Below are 18,614 nucleotides of genomic sequence, written 5' to 3'. Positions count from 1 at the left end.
TCGGTGAGCCCGGCCCGCCCACGTACCGCACCACCTCGTCCCGCAGCCGTCGACCACCGTGAAGGAGACCCCGGTGAGCGAGCCCGACAAGCACGAGCCCGACCCCGCCATCCCGCCGCTGGACACCATCGACGACAGCCAGCGCGTCCCGCCGCCCCGCAGGCCGGCCCCGCCCCGGCCGCGCCCGATCAAGACCACCGACGACATCCCGCTTGGCGTCATCGCCGCCTTCGGCGTCGTCGGCCTGGTCGTCCTGCTCCTCACCCTCAAGTGGGGCATCCCCAAGGGCATCGACTGGTACCACCACCAGGACTGGGCGTGGGCCTCGCAGTGGACCGCCACCGTCGCCGACCCCGTCCACGCCTACCTGAGCGCGCACACGGTCGGTCTGCCCCTGACGGCGACCAGCGCGTTCGTCATCTGGCAGGGCGTCGGCATCGTCTCCCTGGCCCTGTCCTGGTTCACCGGCGCCGTCGGCGCCCGGCTGACCTGGACGGCACACGGCGCCTGCTCGGTGTTCATGGTCTGGGACGCCGCCCCCGCAGCCGGCCGCCCCGTCGCCGCCGCCCTCACGGTCCTGGCCTGGACGATCGGCAGCCTCTTCGCCCTGCGCGGCCTGTCCCTGCGCCCGCTGATCCACCTGCACAACCACAACCACCCGGCTCGCTGACCTGACGGCTGCCTGATCCACCCACCCCGCACCCGCGGGCCGGGTGGTGACGGGGAGCCGGACAGCCCGGCCCGGATGGGAGTCGCACATGACCACCACCCCCTCACCATCACCGGCGACCGGAACCTGGACGCCGCCTGCGCCACCGTCACCGGTGAGATCGCCCGCACTGACAGCAAGGCCAGCCTGCTGCTCGCCTTCGACGGCGCGGTCCTCGCGGGTCTGGCCAGCGTCGCCGACAAGGACCTGCCCGTCTTCACGAAGGCCGTCGGCGCCCTGGCCGTCCTCACCCTCGCCGCCGCGGCGGTCTTACTCCTCCTGGTCGTCCGGCCCTGCCTGACCGTGCCCGGCCGCCCCGCCCCGGGCACCTTCCCGCAGTGGGCGCACCTGGAGGAGAACGAGCTCCAGGAGGCAATGGACCAGGACCACCGCCCCGCCCGCATCAAGGCGCTGTCGACCCTCGCGGTCCGCAAGTTCCGGCGCCTGGCCCTCGCGGTCGACGTCATCCTCGCCGCGCTCGCCCTGCTGACCGCCGCCGCGATCGGGGCGCTGGTGTGAGCACCGCCGCCAGCTTCGTCATCAGCTACGCCAGCCTCGCTGGCGCGCTCGCCATCCCCTTCGTGATCGCCGCCGCCCGCCGCACCGCCGCCCGCATCCACGCCCAGGCCGACCAGAAGGAGAAGTAACCATGTCCCTCACCCCGTTCGCCCGCCGCCCCGAGCCCGTCGAAGCGCCGGCCCCTGAGCCGTGGCCCGAGATCGGCGAGACCTGGAAGCCCGAGGGCGTCACCATCGCCCAGCGCTACTACAACCAGGCGCACGCGGTCGTCCTCGTCTACACCACCGACGACGGCCCGCACGGCACCTACTACTCCGTCGCCTGCCTCGGCTGCCACTACGCCACCGCGAAGGACGGAAAGCGCACCTACAGCACGCGCTACGGCCTCGCCGACGCCGCGACGGTGGCCAACGAGCACGCCACGACCTGCCGGGCGCTTCCCCGCGACATCCCTGCCCGCCCGGACGACGACACCGTCCGCGAGCAGCTGCACACCTGGGTCCGCAGGTCCCGCCGCCGGGACGAGGACACGCAGGTGTGGGTGTCCGACCTGGACCTGATCCGCCTCACCCTCCAGCGCACCAACGACTGGATCGTGGCCGTGCTCAACCAGCTGGTCGTCGACGAGCCGGAGATCATGCGCGTCGAGCGCAGCCAGTACAGCGACTACGTCTCCTACTACGCCCGCCGCCTCCCGGAGAACTGACCGGCGCTCTCCGCGCGTCCCCGCCCGCCCGTACGACGGCGGCCGGGGACGACGCGGTGTCCGCCCGGTCAGCCGAGACCGGACGACCGGCCCTCCCCCGGAGGTCACCGTGTCCCTCGCCCGCCGCTCCCTCATGGAGGCCGGCGCCGCCCGCTTCGGCTGGCGCCGCGCCTACGCCGACAACACCGCCGTCGACGAACTGCTCACCGAGCAGACCGAGACCGCGTACACCGAGGCCACCAACCACGCGGCCCTGGCGACCGCGAAGAACGATGACGTCCTCGCCGTGCAGCCCGGCGTCCTGGACGTCCGCGGCCGCGTCCTCGCCGACGTCCTCTACCTCGAGGGCGTCCTGGCCGGCGCCCGCAACCGCGGTTTGCCCGGCGAGCTCATCGAGCGCCTGGAGGACGCCGTCGACCACGGCCACGAGCTGACCGTGCTGCTCGCGGACACCGTCCGTACCACCGCCGCGCTCCACGCGGCCAGTTGAGCGCCCGGGGCGGCCGCAGGCGTCGGGCCCGGCCACCCCGGAGCAGTCCCTCCCCCTCCCAGAGCGCATCGAGAAGAAGAGGAGCTCCATCATCATGACCGCAACCCTGCGCCAGACGGCCACCACCGTCGCCAACGCGATGATCGAAGGCGCCAGCATGGCGTCCGCGCTGATCGGCGGCGCGGCCGGTGCCTACCTCGGCTACCAGCTCACCCCCGCCACCTGGGCAGACGGAATCCGCATCCTGCTCGCCGGAGCGGTCGCCGTCGTCGGTGCCGTCGCCATCGACGGACTCGCCGAACTCGCCCTCGCCCCGCTGCGCCGCCTCATGCGGGACCGCAGCCCGCTGCCCTCCACCCGCCGGTCCGCCCCGGCCCCGGCCGCCACGCTGGACGCGGCGCTCGCCCAGGTCATCACCGCGACCGAGGAAGACGCCGCGCGCCGAGCCGCCAACGCCTCCCACCGCGTCGACGACGGCGACAACTTCCTGAACGACGCGAGCCGGTGGCGCGGCTACGAGGACGGCGAGGCCACGTTCTACCTCGCCCCCGGCGTCGTCCTTCACCACCGTGCCGAGCGCAGTGAGTACAAGCACCACTTCACGCTGCTGACCGGCGACGGCGAGGAGCCGGTGGTCATCACCGGCATGGAGCAGATCCGCCACCACCTCGCCGCCCGCGCCGCCGGCCTCCCCGCCGTCCCGGCGACCGTCGCCACCGAGGCCGGGAACGAGCACACGGACTCGATCACCGAGCTCGACAACGACATGAAGGTCGTTTTCGAAGTCTGACGGGCTACCCGTTCCGCCCCGGCCCGCGCGGCCGGGGCGGTGCGGTGGCCAATCAGCCCACCCCGTGATCCCCACCGAGAGGACCGCATCGACCATGCCCGCGACCAGGAACAAGCCTTCCCAGCTCAGCGTGCTGCGCTATGGCGTGTTCGTCTCCCTCATCGCCGAACAGCGCGTCGTCTCCTACGCGCCGACCGTCCGCAACCTGATCCACGACCACTTCGGACGCCGCCCGCTGGGCGCGGTCACGATCATCCTGACCAAGCCGCGCCTGCTGCTCTCCCTCGCCAACGAGGCGCAGGGCGAGGCCGCCGGTGTCCCGGAGAACATCTGGAAGTCCGCCGGCGTGAAGCAGAGCATCATCGGCAAGCCCAAGGACTTCAGCGTCGCCACGCTGATTGCCCCCAAGGGCGCGATGTGGATGCTGATCAACGCCCCGAAGATGCGCGACCCCAAGCAGCTCAAGCTGAGCCTGCTGCGTGGCTTCGTGGAGGTCGACCAGCTCATCCGCTCCGGCGCCCGCGACAACCGCGTCGCCTGGGTCCGCCACGAGATGAAGGTGGCACCGCTCAGCAAGCGGCAGGCCAACAAGCTCCAGGCGCAGATCCTCGCTGACGGAGCCGAAGCCGAGAGCGTCACCACGGACCTCGCCCGCCGTCTGTGACCAGCCGTCGAACCGCCCAGCCGCCCTCGCCCGCTGGCCCGTGCCACAGGCGACTGGGCGAGCGGCGCTTACTGCCCCCGCATTCCGAATCCGAAGGAGTCCAATGACTGCCACCGATCCCGCCCTGCGGCTGCCCGCGATCCAGGTTGCGTGCCCCGCGTGCGGCGCCCGGCCCGGCGACCTCTGCACGTCCCACGGCGGGTCCCGCCAGCGCCGCCACAACGTGCACCAGGCCCGCACCCAGGCCCTGGGCAAGAGCGAGCGCCGGTGATGGACCTGCTGAACCTTCCCGCCAGCGTCCTCTGCACCCTGGTCGGTCCGCCGGGCAGCGGCAAGTCCACCTTCGCCGCCCACTACCCCGACAGCTGGCGCGTCTGTCTGGATGTCTACCGCCGCCTGGCCACCGACTCCGAGGCCGACCAGTCCGCCACCCCGGTCGCCGCCGAGATCCAGGCTCTACTTCTGGACGCCCGCCTCTCCCGAGGCCTGACCACGCTGGTGGACTCCACCAACGTCTTCGCCCATGTCAGAACCAGTCTGATCGCCCGTGCCCGTTACTGGCAGCGGCCCGCCGTCGCCGTCCTGTTCGACGTTCCGCTGCCGACGGTGGAAGCCCAGAACGCCGGACGCGACCGCGTGGTCCCGCTGCACATCGTGCGAGAGCACCACCAGCTGCTCCCCGACGCCGACCAGCTCCAGCGCGAGGGCTTCACCGCCGTGCACCCGATCTCCGAACTCCTCGCCACGCCCGGCGCCCCGCGCCGCTGACCAACGCACCACCACCTGCACGTTCCTGACCCGACCCGGAGGAACCCATGGCACGCAGCGCCCGGCCCGTCGTCCACTACATGGCGACCCGGCCCGACGGCACCGTCCCGCCCACCGACATCTACAGCGCCCAGTACCACCGCGCCCAGGGCGAGACCATCTCGACCGTCAACCTCGCCGACAACATCGGCCAGGTCATCGACCACCCCACCCCCGGCCGCAAGTGGTACACCGACCGGCCCTTCGGCTACTTCCACATGTACACCCGGCCCGGCGAGATCCTGGACCGCGTCGAGGACGGCTGGCCGGTGCGGCTGTTCGTCGTCGAACCGCTCGGTGAGACCGGAAACTGGGGCAATCCCTACTCCCCGTACTGGCTTATGTCCCACCAGATCCGCGTCGTGGAGGAGACCGACGCCTGGAAGGCGTTCGGGCACCGCGGCGCGCAGGTCCTGGCCGTCCTCGCACAGCTCCCCGACCTCGCCAGGCAGTGGGCCACCGAGTGGGCCGCCGACCCCGAGGACACCCGCACCACGTACAAGGCATGGGAGAAGCGGGTCGGCCGCACCCGGGCCCTGACCGGCTGGGCGTCCTGCCGAGCGCAGTACTCCCGCCGCGAGGCCGCCCTCCAGGTGGCCAACCAGCTCGCCGCCGACGCCGCCGGGCAGGCCGCGACTACCGCAGGCGCCGACCCGCACACCGTCGCCCTGATCCAGCTGCGGGCCTGCTGCCTGGTCGCCGGTCAGCTCATGTTCGACCGGATCCGCAACGGCGAGTACGAGCAGTCGATCCGCAGCCTGCTGCTCGGTGCCGGACTGGAGACCCCTACCCCCGTCCCGGCCTGACGGCGATCCGTTCCGCCCCGGCCGCCCGGCCGGGGCTCCGCTCCGAGATCAGGAGGCACCTCTTGAGCACCGACACCATCCCCGAGACGATCCGCTACACCGCCGACGTGGTCCTGTTCGCCGACCGGCACGTTCTGCTGATCGAGCGCGGCTGGGACCCGTTCAAGAACCGGTGGGCGCTGCCCGGCGGACACGTAGACAAGGGTGAGAGCAGCCTGGACGCCTCCGCGCGCGAGCTGTTCGAGGAGACCGGGATCACCGTCCCGACCGCCGACCTCCGGCAGGTCGGCGCCTTCGACGCCGTCGGTCGTGACCCGCGCGGCCGGTACGTCACCGTCGCCTACACCGCCATCCTGCCCGCGCTGGTCGAACCTACCGCCGGGGACGATGCCACCGCCGCCCGCTGGTGGCCGCTGGCCGACCTCCCCGACCTCGCGTTCGACCACGCCGAGATCGTCGCGGAGGCCGTGAAGCGCTGACCTCGCCCGCGTGGACGCGGCGTTCCTCCGTGCCGCCCCGGCCTTCCAGGCCGGGGCGGTCGCGGTGTTCCGCCACGACCAGCGACAGGAAGGAGCGGACGTCATGCACCTGGAGTTCTACGAGGTTGACGTCCCGATACACGACACCAGCCGGGCGCTGCACGGAGTGCACGTCTTCACCGGCAAGGCGTCCTCGGTCACCGAGGCCCTGGCCCGCGCCCACCAGGTCTACGACGCGGCGTTCGCCGCGCGGCAGGCCGGGCTCGAGCTCCCCGGACAGCAGGACGGCGGCTGGGGAGCGCGCGGGGTCCGCGACGGCTGGGAGCTGGACTGGGCGTCGGCGAAGGCCGGCCGCTGGTCCAACCCGAACGACTGGACCCGCAAAACGCCCTACGAGCTGTAGATACGCCCCGAGGCAGACGCACACGGCCTGGTAACCGACGCCTGCCTCGGGCCACCCATCCCGTACAAGACGAGAGGGAGAGACCAGTATGGCCTCCACCATGCGCGTACAGACCCGTTCGGGAAATCGCGCCCTGATCATCACCACGCTCGCCGTGCCGCTGACCGGCTGGACCATGCACGCGGTCAGCCTGCACCGCAAGCTCGCCGCCGCCCGCAAGGATCCGCTGACGGGTCTACTGGGACGCGACGGCTTCACCACCCGGGCCCGGCAGATCACCGACCGGTATGGCGACGCCGCCCTGGTCGGGATCGTTGACCTGGACCACTTCAAGGCGATCAACGACGGGCCCGGCGGGCACGCCGCCGGCGACCGCGTCCTGGCCGCCACCGCGGCCCGGCTCACCGCCTGGGCAGGCAGCCGCAGCGCGGTCGGCAGGATCGGAGGGGACGAGTTCGCCGTCGCGGTCCGGATCGGCCCGGCCCGCCGCGAGCTCCGTCTCGCCCAGCTCACGCAGCTGCTCGCGCAGCCGGTCGAGGCCGAGGACGGCGTCCTGGTCGACGTCGCCGCGTCCATCGGCGCGGCCTCCCCCGACGTCCTCGGCACGACGGACCTGTCCGTGCTCCAGCGGGCCGCCGACGCCGCGATGTACGAGGGCAAGCACACCGGCCGTGCCGTCCTTGCCGGACCGCAGCACGTCACGGTGCCCTCCATCAACGGCCGCCGCGCCGGGCGGCCGGGCACCCACACGCTGGGGCGGGCGGCATGAGCGAGACCACCACCGTCGACCCGGGCACCTGGATCCGGGGCATCACGATCCGCCAGCCCTGGACGAGCTGCATCCTCGCCGGGAAGGACGTGGAGAACCGCCCGGTCCCCTGGTCCTGGCGCGGCTGGCTGCTGCTGCACGCCGGGCAGGTCACCGAGCGGGCCCCGATGCGCGACGCGCTGGTCGCCACCGCGATCCGCGGCCGCGCCCTGCACACCCGGGCCGTCATCGGCGTCGCCCGCCTCACCGACTGCCACCAGGACGCCGCCGGCACCGCCCCGTGCTCGAAGTGGGCGCAGGCCGACGCGTTCCACCTGGTCCTCGCCGACGTCCAGGAGCTCGCGCTGCCCATCCCGTGGCTGCACGGACAGCTCGGGCCGTGGCGCCCCCCGCAGGACCTCGTGGACCAGGTCCTCCTCCAACTCCCCCACCTCGCTCCGGAGGCCACCTCATGAGCGGCAACCGCACCGGCGTCCCCAACCCGCCAGCCATCGTCCTCGCCGACGACCGGATCCCCTTCCCCGACACCGACCAGGTCCTGTGCTGCCGTACGAGCCCGGCCCTGTTCCAGATCGAGGACATCCCCAACACCGACCAGGACCCCCGCGCCCGCGAGAAGGCGCTCGCCAAGGCCAAGCACGCCTGCTCCGGCTGCCCGATCGTCAAGGACTGCCTGAAGTGGGCGCTGGCCAACCCCGCCCTGACGCAGACCGGGGTGTGGGCGGCGACCACCAAGCGCGACCGCACGCAGCTGCGCAAGCAGCTCGTGGCCCGGCTCGGTGAGGACTGGGTCGGCGTGGTCGCCGAACAGGACCGGCTCCGCAGGGAGCGGGCCCGCGCGGTCCGCGCCGTGCCGCCGACCGCCCGCGAACTCGCCCTCGCCCGCCTGGAGCTGGAGTCCATCCCGACCCGGCCCGCGCCGTACAACCGCTGGAAGGAACCGATCACCCCGGCACAGGCGGCGTCGAACCAGCGGGTGCTGGCCCTGGTCGCCAGCGGCAAGGCCGCCTGATGTTCACCGACTGGACCGAGGCCCTCGAAGCCGAATCGCTGCCCCTCAACCCGAACCCCGCGCAGCAGCTCGCCGCCGCAGCCCGGGTCACCGCCCGCAGCTCCCGCGACAAGGACGACCTCGGGCTGCTCCTGGACGTCCTCGGACTGTCCACCGACGCCAACACCCTCACCGCCCTGCTCCCCTCATCCCGGAAACCGGAGACGCACCCACCATGACGAACACCCCCGCCACCGCCCCGGCCCCCTCCGCGTTCGAGGCCATGGCGATCTCCATGCACAACAACGGCGACTCCGAGCAGGCGATCCGCGAGGCCACCGGCCTGAGCGAAACCGAGCTCAGCGACCTCATCGCCAACCAGGCCGGACTGCCCGGCCAGAACGCCAACGTCCCGGCCGCCATTCCGGCCATCGACGTCCCGGTCGTCGCGCTGCCCGTCACAGGCGCGCTCCAGGAGCTGATCGACTGGGCGGCCGCGCACCCGACCGCCTCGGTCCGCAGTCGCGCCGCCCGCATCACCGCCGACCTCTGCGAGCTGTCCGAGCGCCGCGACTCGGAGGCCGCGCAGCGCGAGGCGGAGGACAAGGTCGCCAGGGCCAAGGCCGAACTGGAGCGGGCACAGGAGGAGCTGCGCACGGTCAAGGCCAGCACCCGCACCACCACGGCGGCCGCCACCGCGCCCACCCCGATCAGGGCAGGCATCGGCAGCGGCCGCACCAGGGAGGAGCTCGCCGCCGTACGGACGTGGGCGCGCGAGAACGGCCACCAGGTCGCCGACGCCGGGATGGTGCCCAAGCGGGTCCTTCAGGCGTACGACGTCGCGCACCAGGCACCGGTCCGGAAGGCCGGCTGACCGTGGCCGCCGACGACGCGATAGCCCTGGACGGCTTCCTGGACGAGGAGACCGTGCCCGGCGACCTGCACGGGTCGACGGCCCGGTTCCGCCTCACCGTCTCCCCGACAGACGAGCGTACGGACGAGATGATCCTGCCCTGCACCGTCGCCGACTCCGTGCTGGCGCACGCGGTCATCCACGACCTGGTCCCCGGCGACAAGCTCCGCGTTACCGGCTACCTCCGGCTGCCCCGTACGCCGGACGAGCCGATGTGGCTGGTCGTCACCACGCTCGCCGTGCTGGAGACCGCACCACAGCTGTCCGACCCGGCCGCCGTCGCCACGGCCGTGCTGGAGCGGTACGGCCCGTACGTCTGCTACTTCGACGCCGAAGACTCCGGAGAGATCCCGGTGTGGACCGAGGCCGGAGTCTGGGTCGGCCACGCTGGCGACCCGGGCGCCCTGGGCGAACTGATCGAGGCGTTCGAGCACCGCCAGGCCGCCGGCGGCGAGTGACCCGGCCGTGCCCATCCGTCCCGAGAACCTGCACCGCTATCCGCGCGACTGGAACGAGATCAGCGCGCGGATCCGGTTCGAGCGGGCGGGCGGCCGCTGCGAGTGCACGGGCCAGTGCGGCCTGGCGCACCCCGGCGGCCGCTGCCCCGCCGTCCATGAGGAGATCCACCCGGACACCGGGTCCGTGGTCGGCCTCACCACCGCCCACCTCAACCACACCCCCGAAGACGTGCGAGACGAGAACCTGCTCGCCGCCTGCCAGCTCTGCCACCTGCGCATCGACCACGGCCACCACCGGGTCCCCCGCTCGCCTACCCTCGCCGCCCGCGCAGCCGCCGCCGGACAGCTCGGACTCCTCCCCGAGATCACGCTCGTCCGCACCGAGCCGCCCACCCCGCCGCGCCCCACCCGGGGCCGCACCCCGGCGGCCGCGCTCCACCAACTGCCCTTCCCTGAGCCCGACAAGGAGACGAAGCCCATGGCCCGCATCAGCGTGAAGGTCGTCCTGCTCCACCCCGACGGCACCGAATGCACCCACGCGGTCTGCCCCTCCGGCAAGCCCCGCGACCCGGACGCCGGGTGCGTCGGCCGCCGCAACTACGCCGTGGTGTGCAGCTCCTGTGGCCGGGTCGGCGAGCCGCACGGCTTGCGCGTTCTTGCCGAGCCGGAGCAGACCGCGCACCGCGACAGCCACAAGGCCGCGCCCGTTCCGGCAACCCGCTGACCGCCCCGGCCGCGCCGGGACCACCACGGTCCCGGCGGCCCCGTCCATGTGAGGGCTGATGCCCACCACTGTCTTCGACCAGTTCACCCGCCGCACCGCCGAAGTCACTGCCCAGCTCGCCGCATGGCCTCGCGTCGCAGCTTTTTGAACTCGGTCTGCCGACCCTTGCGGCCCACAACACGGCGATGATCACCATGGCGGCTGATCTCCCACCGATCGTCACCAGCGACCCCTTCGGCATCCACGTCAACACCGCCATGGAGTGGGCCGCACTGGCGCAGGACAGCTGGGCGGACTACCTGGCAGCCCGGAGAGCGACCGATTAGCGCTTCAGAGCGCCCCACCTTCACCCTGAAGTAGTTGGTCGACGTCGGTGACATGGACCTTTCCATCGTGGGTGAACCACGCACGCTCACCGCCCAATGCGTTCTTCACCATCCAGGCGAGACGTTCCCGGCCGCCAATAGTCCAGTCGAAGGGATCGGTGAGTTCCTCACCGACGGTCGCAGAGATGGAACGCACTTCTGCCGCAGGCTGGCCGCTTACGGTCAGGACAGCCAGTGGTTCGAACTGTCGGGTCACGCGGTGGAGGGGCGTCAGCGGCTCCGTCATGGGGTTGAGCTCACCATCCTGGAGGAGATCCATCATGCTTACACGTCGACCGCTCGGCTCCTGGATCTCAAGACTATGGTTCAGTACCGGCCCGTTCAGAGCGTCCGAGAGCAACGCGGAGACGTCCATGCCGACGTCCTTGACCACGGGAACGCGACCCGTCATCGAGATGTGGATCTTCATCAGCCGACCATCGACGTCCTTATCGGTCGGAGTGCGCATCTCCAGAATGATCAAGCCATAGGTATCGGCGATCCTCCGAGCACCCAGCTGGAATCCGGTTAGGTGCACCATCACCCCGGTGGTGGGGGTCGACTCGAAGCCGACCTCCTCAACCACGCCCTTGAAAGCGAGCGCGTCGTTCTGCTCCAGCGAGCGATTCTTGCGACGACACTCGAAGATGACGCGGTGCGCATGGCCGGACTCGACTGTGAACTCCCACAAGACGTCGATCTGGTGAGCTGACGCACGGCCCGGCAGGACAACATTGTGCTTAAGCCGGGTCGTGGCCACGGGCGCTCGCGCAGCGATTCGCTCGACTAGAAGTTGCGTCAGCTTCTCGTACTCGGTCGAGTTCATCGAACTGCTGTCGTCAGCCATCAGCGCCACCCCGCGAACCGGTTGGTGTTGGACATGGAGGGCAACCTACTCCCCCATACAGTGCGCCTGTCGGCGCTTCACGCACGCACACTGCGCTGCGGCGATCACCAGTCAGGGGGGCGAATCGTGCAGGGGTAGTACGTCACCCTTCACCAGTTGGACAGAAGGCGGTCGCGGAGTTCACCGACATGCTCGCCGCTCGCCGGAGGCCGGCTCCGTGGAATGGCCGCGGCGACGTCGCCGTACGGATCGGCGAGCGCCGCCTGGAACGCGGACGCCTGCTCCCCGGCCAGCAACCCGACACCGACCCCCTCGCCCTGGTCCTCATCCATCCCGACACCGAGACCGCCCTCACTGGCACGCTCCACTGTGCCCAGAACCGCATCCACGGCGCTTGGACCGGCCCCTACCGACTCTTCACCCACGCCCTCGCCGAGCGCGACCTCCCGGCCGCCGTCGACCTGAGCACCTGAGCACACAAAAGCGGCCCCCGCCGTTCGAACCTCGCGGTCCGAGCGGCGGGGGCCGCTTTTGTGTTTCTGGCCGACCAACAGGACAAGAGCTTCGGCAAGATCGTTCTTGCCCAACTGGGCGACCCGTTCGCGCTACCAGCCTCAGCCCGTTGCTGACTCGGTGAGACTCTCCATGAGCAGCTCCGCGACCTTGGTCAAATCCTGCGGCGACAGTTGCTCCTTCAACGCAGCCACGATGCTCTCCGGGGAAGCGTCGGGGATGACGACGGATGCCTGGGCAGCCGGGGCTGTCACTGCCGAGGTATTAACGGCGTTAACGGTCTGCTGCGGCGTCGCAGCGCCAGAGCCAGAGACGCCGGAACCATTAACGCCGTTAACAGTCGGTGCTTCGCCGCCATCACCAAGCTGCCGACGCGGCGCGCGCTGACGTGGCGTCTTCGACACGGCCAAGACTTCCTGCGCAGCTGGGGCCTGCTGTTCCTGGGGCAGACGACCGATGCGCCGGGCGGGCTCCACCTTGAGCTCGCCGGTCTCCACGGCGTTCTGGAGGTCCGGGGTGAGCTGCAGCAATGCCAGTCGTTGTGAGACCCACGCCGGTGTCTTCCCCAGCCGCTTGGCGACCTTGCCCTGCGATCCATGGACGTCGACGAGCTGCTGGATGGCCTTGGCCTGGTCCAGGGGGGCACATCCACACGGTGCACGTTAGCGATCAGCGCCGACTCCAGAATGTCGGCAGCGGTGACAGCCAGGCCATCATGGACGTCGATCCGCAGCTCATCCAGACCGGCCGCAGCGGCGGCCTTGAGCCGACGGTTACCGTCGATGACCACGTACTCGGCGGCGCCGACCAGCTCTTCCTGGTCCGGGTGCGCCCGCAGGAAGGCGGCCCGCCGCGCCACGGTGACCGGTTGGATCTGTCCTCGCGCGCGCAGCGACTCCGCAGTCTCCTCGATGTCGGTGTACTCATCGCGGGGGTTGAACGGATTGTGCGCCAGCTCTGCCAACGGCACCGACGCCGGGGGGCGCTTGCCTTCTCCGTTCATGATCTGCTGACGCGTCCGCACCCGCCGGGGTGCTCCTGCCGTACCGCCCTGGCCGTCTTCATCCAGGGTGAATCCGCGTGTCACGCGCTCCTGGTCCTTGGCCTTGGTCTTCCTCATACCGCCAGTTCCTTCGCCAGGTCGCGCATTGCCTGCGCATGCTCACTGTCGGGTGCATACTCCAGCAGCGGGATCTCTCCATCCGCAGCCTCGCGTCCCTCCTTCAGGTCCCCGATGACCGCCAGAACCGCTGGCGAGCTGCTGCGCTCCCACTGGTCCCGGTTCTCCTTGACCAACCGGCCGCGGCGGCTGTCGTACGCGTTGATGACCAGCCCGAGGTAGTCGACCGTGATGCGGCCCTTGCGGCAGAGGTCCTCCATCTGCGAACGCAGCAGCCGGAATGCCCGGTGGGACGCCTTGTTGGCCCACACCGGCGTGATGACGCCGGACCGGTCGGACAGCTCGCCATCGCGGCGCCGGACGTAGTACAGCGCCGTGTCCATGTTCAGACCCAGGCTGGGGGGGCCATCGATGATGATGATGTCGTAGTCGTTCTCCAGCGACTCCAGAGCCCGTTCCAACGCGGCCTCGCTGAACGACACCTTCGACAACGCCACATCCCGCAGGAACGCGTCGTCACTTGCGGGCAGCAGGTGCAGACGCTCGCCGAAGCGTTCGTGGTCCAGGGCGACCAGCAAGTCGTGGATGTCGCCCTTGGCGGTCCCGTCCATGTGCATCAGCAGCGTCTCGACGTCGTCCTCGTACATGAGGTCCTCGAAGCCGAGCTCCGCAGTGAGATGCCCTTGGGGTCGTAATCGACGATCAGCACCCGGTGGCCAGCTTCCGCGAGTGCCTGAGCCATGCCGCTGGAAATGAACGTCTTGCCGACGCCACCCTTCTGGTTGGCCACTATGACGCGGATGACCGGCTGCTCGGTGAGCGGCGTAGTGGGAGAGGGATGTGCCTCCAGCCAGAGCGTCAACGCCTGGGCGAGCCCCTGGACATAGGTGACACCGCGCTCGTTGCACGCGTTCTTGAACGTGTCCGGTTCACCAACTGGGAGGAATGTCCCCCAAGTCTTCGCGCCGGCAGTGTCCACGTCGGGGAGGCTGTCCGCCGTGTACCACGCCTTGATGGCGCGCTCAGTGGCGTCCTGGATGTCCATACCGTGCTCGAAGGCGCGGATTTTCAGGTGTCTGCGCAATTGAGGAGTGAGAGCAGTAATTAGCTTCTCTCGCTCCCCTCGCGGGCTGGGGATGCTCATGCGGCCGAACATTACTAGGTCCGGACTGTCTTGCAGCAGTCCAAAACGCTGCGATCAAACACTCGGACGAGGACGACCGCGCTGACGGACGCCCGACACCCACGAAGGGGTCGCTGCGCTGCAGGAGAGGGACGAGGAGCGGGAGGTACCACGTGCGTGCGGAAGCGGGCTTAGCTCCGCGCGGCATACGTGACAATGAGGACGGGGGAGGACCGCGAGTTCGGGGGGTAAGCATGTTCGGCAAGTGGCTGGAGCAGGAGCCGGTGGAGCAGCCGGAGGGCGAGCTGCACTACGAAGCCCTCGTCGAGTCCGGCGAGCTCGGCGACGAGGAGCTGATGGACCAGCTCGGCCACGATGTAGCACGTAATTACCTCAATCCCAGCGAGCTTGCGCTTGTGTTCGACGACCTGGGGACCCCGGAGGTCGCTGACTATCTCCGCGTCAACAAGTTCCCCACCCGGGTTGCGGTGCGGCACGGTGACTTCGGAGAGATCGTCACCGCTGCCTTGTACCGGAGGGTGCGTCGCTGGTGTGTGCCGATCCTCAAGCTCCGCTACAAGCAGACCCCGAATCAGGCCGTACAGGGCACCGACGTGTTGGCCTTCCGCTTCCGCCAGACGCCTCCGGTGATCGCCGTGCCCGAGGTGAAGACCCGCGCTACCCGCAAGCGAGACCTGGGGAAGGAGGCATACGACAGCCTGGAGAAGGTCCTCGTCCGCTTGGACGAGAGCATTCACTTCGCGATGGTTCGCTGCGCCGAACGTGACCACCAGTTCCTGGTACGCCATCTCGCTGGCCTGCTGCGCCGCCCCAGGGAGCGGGTGGTGGAGCGGCACATGGTCTTCGTGCACGATGCCTTGGCCTGGAAGGACGATGTCGTCGACGTCCTGGCCGGCGTGGTGACCCAGCGCACCGAGCTGACGGTCGTCAAGATCCGTGGACTTCAGGACTTCGTGGCTCGCGTCTACCAGGCCGCCGAGACCGGCTCCAGCCCCGCCAGCCCGAGACCAGCGAGGACACCGCAGCGTGAAGGATTACGACGGCACCATCCACCGGCTCGGCGAGGAAGTCTTCACCGACGGCGCAGCTGGCCCCCTTTTGCGCGCCCAGCTGCGCTCGCACGTCCTGGGCGACCAGATCAGCCTGGAAGGCGCCCCCGTCGCCTACACCTACGACCTCGACGGCATGCGCAACGGCTTGACCCTGGCCCGTCTTGGCCAGCTCACCCGCACCCCGCGCGAACGCCGAGCCGATCCCGGCCCGCTGACCGAGATCGCCGAGGCGTACGCGGACCTCGCCGACCGCCATCAGGCCGCGGACCCGCAGCGCGTGGAGCTGCTGGCGATCGCCTCGACGATGTGGAGCCTGGCTGGCTACCAGGCCAACGCCGCCACTCTCGCCGCCGTCTTCACTCGCGAAGCACGCTCCCTGTTCGCGCGCGGCGAGCTCGAGGTCTTCGAGACGCCGACCACGGCCGCTCCGTACCGGATCGCCGAACTGACCGGCGCCGTACTGCGCCGCGACCTCGACGAGGTCGCGCGCCTTGGCCAGCAGACTGCCGACGACCTTCCCGTCCTGGGGCAGCGGCTGTTGGGGGAAACCACCGAAGGACGGGCTGACGTAGCAGACGCCGCCGTACTCGCCGCCTACGGACTCACCGGTCGCGCCGCCCGCAACCTCGCCGCCCTGTGGCGCACCGGCAGCCGGGCCGCCGGTCACGCGGCCGTCGCCGATCTGCGCAAGGCCTCCTCCATCCTGCTGGACGCCTCCGTGGCCGACACCTGGACATTGATCGACTCCCTGGCCCACGTCGCCGAGGACATCGTCGCCACCTCGCCCTGGCTGCTGCTGCGCCGCGCAGCCACCTGGGGCCGCCTGTGGGAGCGCTACCTCAAGGCCCTGATCGTCGCCGAGCGGCCCGTCATCCAGGTGTGGCCCTCCCAACGCGCTGCCCTGGACGCCGGCTTGGTCGACGCCGCCGCCCGCAACATGGCGGTGACCATGCCGACCTCGGCGGGCAAGACCCACATCGCCGAGTGGGCCATCCTCCACGCCCTCGCCCCCCGGCCAGGCGACGAGAACCGCTGGTGGCTCGTCTCCCGGCTCGCCGTCTACGTCGTCCCCACTCGCGCCCTTGCCGCACAAGTGGAGCGCCACCTGGCCGAGAGCCTCGAACTGCTCGGCATGAGAGTCTCCTCGCTCTTCGGCGGCGCCGAGCACGTCCGCTACGAGATGCAGCTCCTGGACTTCACCGACGTCCTCGTCGTCACCAGCGAAAAGCTCGACCTGCTGCTGCGCAACATGCCCGAGCTGACAGCGCGTCTCGCCCTGGTCCTGGTGGACGAGGGCCACGCCATCGACCGCTCCGAGCGCGGCCTGCGCTTGGAGATGCTGCTGACCCGTATCCGCCGTACTGCCCCGGCCGCCCGCCTCCTGCTGCTCTCCGCAGTCCTGCCCAACGGCGAAGACCTCGCCCGCTGGCTCGACCCCAACGCGGACGCCACCAACCTCGCCAGCATCAACTGGTCGCCCTCCCGCCTCCGGACGGGCGTCTTCTCCTGGCGCGGCCGCGAAGCCGACGGACAACAGGGCGCCATCGACTACGGTAACGGCGGCACAGATGAGTTCTTCCTTCCCCGCGTCCTGACCCGGCACAAGAAGCGCGTCAACCTATTTCCCAGTGCTCCCAAGGACGTCGCCGCGGCCCTGGCCCTGCACTTCGACCGGCTCGGCCCCGTCCTCATCGCCCAGCCCACCAAGATCAAGGCCCGCGCCGCCGCCAAGGCCCTGGGCGAAGCACTGAAGAAGGAAGGCGCGCCGAAACTGGGCATGACGGACGGCTCCTTCAACGCCGAGGTCGCCCGACGGCGCGTGGAAGCCTCCGCCGAGATCGGTCGGCATATCGGCAACAGCCACGAACTCACGATCATGGTCCTCGGGGGCTACGCCTACCACCACGCCGAGGTCCCCCAAGCCGTCCGCGCCTGCCTCGAGCGCGCCTACCGCAATGGCGCGCTCCGTGTCCTCTGCGCGACCAGCACTCTGTCCCAGGGCATGAACCTGCCCACCAAGACCGTCCTCGTCCCCGACACCTGGCGCGGCCAGAACGACAGGGTCAGTGTCCGCGACTTCTGGAACACCGCCGGGCGGGCCGGCCGCGCCAGCCAAGAGACCGAAGGCCACGTCGTACTGATCGCCAAGGACTCCAGCGCCGCCCAGGAATTGCGCCGCCACTACCTGGACCGGAATAGGATCGAACCGGTCGTCTCCACGCTCGGCTGGCTCTACTACGAGCTCGTCATCGCCCGCCTCGGCCACCGGCCCGACGCCGGCGAGGACCTCACCGCGCTGGACCTGGCCGACCCCGCCGACGGAAAACTGGCCGAGTGGGCCGACGGACTCGACATCCAGCTCCTGGCCCTGCTCGCCGAGGAAGTCGTCGACACCCCCGACCAGCACCTCCTTGAGCAGGCCGCCCAATCGCTCCTCGTCGACACCCTCGGCGGACACCAGCTCGGGGCCCAGGAATGGTCCCTGGCCCCGCTGGCCCGCTTCTCCGCCCGCCGCGTCGCCGCCATCGCCCAGCGCCTGCCCGACCGGCCCGCACGCGCCGCGATCGTCCGCTCCGGCCTCAGCGTCCAGGGCGGCACCGACGCACTCGCCGCCGCCGAGCAGATCCAGACCGCCCTCGACGTACACCCCGAACTGCTCACCGCCGAGTACTGGCCCCACCTGCAGCAACTCATCCTGACTCTCGCCACCGAGGTGCACGAAGTCCAGCGCGGCATCCGCCAGAAGAAGGTCGCCGCCCCCGCGCTCGTACCCCTGGCCACCGACTGGATCGCTGGCGTCCCGGCAGCCGACCTCCACCAGCGCCACCAGGGCAACCTGCTCACCCCCGACATCACCGCGACGACCAGCGCGATCGACAAGATCATCGTCCAAGACCTTGCCTGGGTCGTCTCCGCGCTTCTCCAGCTCCTCGAACTTCGCCGCGGCGTCCCCGCCGAGGGCCACCTGGCCGCACTCCCCGCAATGATCAAATACGGGGTCGGCAGCCCCGCCGCCTGCTACGCCTCCAGCATCGGTATCCACGACCGCGCCATCGCGACGTCCCTCGCCGCCAACTGCCCCTACCTCGAGCCGACCTTCCGGCAGTTCCTCGACTGGCTCAGCCAGCTCACCACCGACGAGATCACCACGTTCACCGACCCCGACACGGCCCGCCTCCTCATCCGCAGCACCGAACGCCGAAGCCCCCGCGCGACCCAGGCCGCGATCCTCAGCGGCACTGGGACCTTCACCTGCCCCCTGCGCGGCGTCCGCCACAGCGGCAACGACCTCCACCTCGCGCAGCTGTCGGCCGGCACCCTCCTCGACCTCATCCGCGACCCCGG

24 protein-coding genes and 3 pseudogenes are annotated in these 18,614 nt (G+C 70.5%); 22 read left to right on the top strand and 5 right to left on the bottom strand.

The genetic code is table 11. From position 1 onward, the window contains the following. Positions 1–73 precede the first annotated feature (73 nt). From NEH16_RS33310 to NEH16_RS33215, 20 genes are all read left to right on the top strand, one after another. A complete protein-coding gene (locus NEH16_RS33310; RefSeq protein WP_265546945.1) occupies positions 74–670 on the top strand; it encodes a hypothetical protein in 597 nt (198 codons plus the stop codon). A 75-nt stretch (positions 671–745) separates the two neighbouring features. Continuing rightward, the gene (locus NEH16_RS33305; RefSeq protein ID WP_265546942.1) at positions 746–1,228 is read left to right on the top strand and encodes a Pycsar system effector family protein; all 483 of its coding nucleotides are present in this window, start codon (positions 746–748) and stop codon (positions 1,226–1,228) included. After that, on the top strand, positions 1,225–1,356 hold the full coding sequence (locus NEH16_RS33300; protein ID WP_265546941.1) for a hypothetical protein: 132 nt from the start codon (positions 1,225–1,227) through the stop codon (positions 1,354–1,356). Before NEH16_RS33305 ends, NEH16_RS33300 begins: the two co-directional genes overlap by 4 nt. 2 nt (positions 1,357–1,358) lie before the next feature. Then, positions 1,359–1,934, top strand: coding sequence for a hypothetical protein (locus tag NEH16_RS33295; protein WP_265546939.1), 576 nt, complete (start codon positions 1,359–1,361; stop codon positions 1,932–1,934). 109 nt (positions 1,935–2,043) lie between these two features. After that, positions 2,044–2,424: a hypothetical protein gene (locus tag NEH16_RS33290; RefSeq protein WP_265546936.1), complete on the top strand. Its 381-nt coding sequence runs from the start codon at positions 2,044–2,046 to the stop codon at positions 2,422–2,424. 94 nt (positions 2,425–2,518) lie between these two features. Next, a complete protein-coding gene (locus NEH16_RS33285) occupies positions 2,519–3,214 on the top strand; it encodes a hypothetical protein (protein WP_265546934.1) in 696 nt (231 codons plus the stop codon). A gap of 94 nt (positions 3,215–3,308) precedes the next feature. Next, the gene (locus NEH16_RS33280; RefSeq protein ID WP_265546933.1) at positions 3,309–3,878 is read left to right on the top strand and encodes a hypothetical protein; all 570 of its coding nucleotides are present in this window, start codon (positions 3,309–3,311) and stop codon (positions 3,876–3,878) included. A 103-nt stretch (positions 3,879–3,981) separates the two neighbouring features. Then, positions 3,982–4,149, top strand: coding sequence for a zinc finger domain-containing protein (locus tag NEH16_RS33275; RefSeq protein WP_265546931.1), 168 nt, complete (start codon positions 3,982–3,984; stop codon positions 4,147–4,149). Further along, positions 4,149–4,646, top strand: coding sequence for an AAA family ATPase (locus NEH16_RS33270; RefSeq protein WP_265546929.1), 498 nt, complete (start codon positions 4,149–4,151; stop codon positions 4,644–4,646). Before NEH16_RS33275 ends, NEH16_RS33270 begins: the two co-directional genes overlap by 1 nt. A 47-nt stretch (positions 4,647–4,693) precedes the next feature. Beyond that, positions 4,694–5,491 (top strand): hypothetical protein, encoded by a 798-nt coding sequence (locus NEH16_RS33265; protein WP_265546928.1) that lies wholly within the window; start codon positions 4,694–4,696, stop codon positions 5,489–5,491. Positions 5,492–5,553: 62 nt separating this feature from the next. Next, the gene (locus NEH16_RS33260; RefSeq protein WP_265546927.1) at positions 5,554–5,970 is read left to right on the top strand and encodes an NUDIX hydrolase; all 417 of its coding nucleotides are present in this window, start codon (positions 5,554–5,556) and stop codon (positions 5,968–5,970) included. A 10-nt stretch (positions 5,971–5,980) separates the two neighbouring features. After that, entirely contained in the window at positions 5,981–6,373 is a 393-nt protein-coding gene (locus NEH16_RS33255; protein WP_308285999.1) for a hypothetical protein, read from the top strand. 88 nt (positions 6,374–6,461) lie between these two features. Beyond that, positions 6,462–7,142, top strand: a complete 681-nt coding sequence (locus tag NEH16_RS33250; RefSeq protein ID WP_265546926.1) for a GGDEF domain-containing protein — start codon at positions 6,462–6,464, stop codon at positions 7,140–7,142. After that, positions 7,139–7,597: a hypothetical protein gene (locus NEH16_RS33245; protein WP_265546924.1), complete on the top strand. Its 459-nt coding sequence runs from the start codon at positions 7,139–7,141 to the stop codon at positions 7,595–7,597. Before NEH16_RS33250 ends, NEH16_RS33245 begins: the two co-directional genes overlap by 4 nt. Beyond that, positions 7,594–8,154 (top strand): WhiB family transcriptional regulator, encoded by a 561-nt coding sequence (locus NEH16_RS33240; RefSeq protein ID WP_265546922.1) that lies wholly within the window; start codon positions 7,594–7,596, stop codon positions 8,152–8,154. The genes NEH16_RS33245 and NEH16_RS33240 overlap by 4 nt, the downstream gene beginning before the upstream one ends. Beyond that, the gene (locus tag NEH16_RS33235; protein ID WP_265546920.1) at positions 8,154–8,372 is read left to right on the top strand and encodes a hypothetical protein; all 219 of its coding nucleotides are present in this window, start codon (positions 8,154–8,156) and stop codon (positions 8,370–8,372) included. The genes NEH16_RS33240 and NEH16_RS33235 overlap by 1 nt, the downstream gene beginning before the upstream one ends. After that, positions 8,369–9,007 (top strand): Lsr2 family DNA-binding protein, encoded by a 639-nt coding sequence (locus NEH16_RS33230; RefSeq protein ID WP_265546918.1) that lies wholly within the window; start codon positions 8,369–8,371, stop codon positions 9,005–9,007. The genes NEH16_RS33235 and NEH16_RS33230 overlap by 4 nt, the downstream gene beginning before the upstream one ends. Before the next feature lie 2 nt (positions 9,008–9,009). Then, positions 9,010–9,504: a hypothetical protein gene (locus tag NEH16_RS33225; protein ID WP_265546916.1), complete on the top strand. Its 495-nt coding sequence runs from the start codon at positions 9,010–9,012 to the stop codon at positions 9,502–9,504. Between the two features lie 7 nt (positions 9,505–9,511). Next, positions 9,512–10,228 (top strand): hypothetical protein, encoded by a 717-nt coding sequence (locus tag NEH16_RS33220; RefSeq protein ID WP_265546914.1) that lies wholly within the window; start codon positions 9,512–9,514, stop codon positions 10,226–10,228. A gap of 194 nt (positions 10,229–10,422) precedes the next feature. Further along, entirely contained in the window at positions 10,423–10,554 is a 132-nt protein-coding gene (locus tag NEH16_RS33215) for a hypothetical protein (RefSeq protein ID WP_265546912.1), read from the top strand. 4 nt (positions 10,555–10,558) lie between these two features. Here NEH16_RS33215 and NEH16_RS33210 read toward each other — a convergent pair whose 3' ends face one another. Then, positions 10,559–11,440, bottom strand: a complete 882-nt coding sequence (locus tag NEH16_RS33210; RefSeq protein ID WP_265546911.1) for a hypothetical protein — start codon at positions 11,438–11,440, stop codon at positions 10,559–10,561. 188 nt (positions 11,441–11,628) lie between these two features. Between NEH16_RS33210 and NEH16_RS33205 the strand changes: the two genes are divergently transcribed. Then, the gene (locus NEH16_RS33205; RefSeq protein WP_265546909.1) at positions 11,629–11,913 is read left to right on the top strand and encodes a hypothetical protein; all 285 of its coding nucleotides are present in this window, start codon (positions 11,629–11,631) and stop codon (positions 11,911–11,913) included. 141 nt (positions 11,914–12,054) lie between these two features. Here NEH16_RS33205 and NEH16_RS33200 read toward each other — a convergent pair whose 3' ends face one another. From NEH16_RS33200 to NEH16_RS33185, 4 genes and pseudogenes are all read right to left on the bottom strand, one after another. Further along, positions 12,055–12,483 (bottom strand): hypothetical protein, encoded by a 429-nt coding sequence (locus NEH16_RS33200; protein WP_265547509.1) that lies wholly within the window; start codon positions 12,481–12,483, stop codon positions 12,055–12,057. 242 nt (positions 12,484–12,725) lie between these two features. After that, positions 12,726–12,956: pseudogene (locus NEH16_RS33195) on the bottom strand (ParB N-terminal domain-containing protein); the annotation flags it as partial. 113 nt (positions 12,957–13,069) lie between these two features. Next, positions 13,070–14,118, bottom strand: a pseudogene (locus tag NEH16_RS33190) (ParA family protein). A 269-nt stretch (positions 14,119–14,387) separates the two neighbouring features. Continuing rightward, complete coding sequence (locus NEH16_RS33185; RefSeq protein ID WP_265546907.1) at positions 14,388–15,005, bottom strand: hypothetical protein; 618 nt, start codon at positions 15,003–15,005, stop codon at positions 14,388–14,390. Positions 15,006–15,402: 397 nt separating this feature from the next. Between NEH16_RS33185 and NEH16_RS33590 the strand changes: the two are divergent. Continuing rightward, positions 15,403–17,367 (top strand): annotated as a pseudogene (locus tag NEH16_RS33590) (DEAD/DEAH box helicase); the annotation flags it as partial. Positions 17,368–18,614 lie beyond the last annotated feature (1,247 nt).

It is taken from the genome of Streptomyces drozdowiczii (assembly GCF_026167665.1).
GTDB lineage: Bacteria > Actinomycetota > Actinomycetes > Streptomycetales > Streptomycetaceae > Streptomyces > Streptomyces drozdowiczii_A.
Note: the sequence above shows the minus strand (reverse complement) of the source record. Positions and strands in the feature narration are given on the sequence as shown.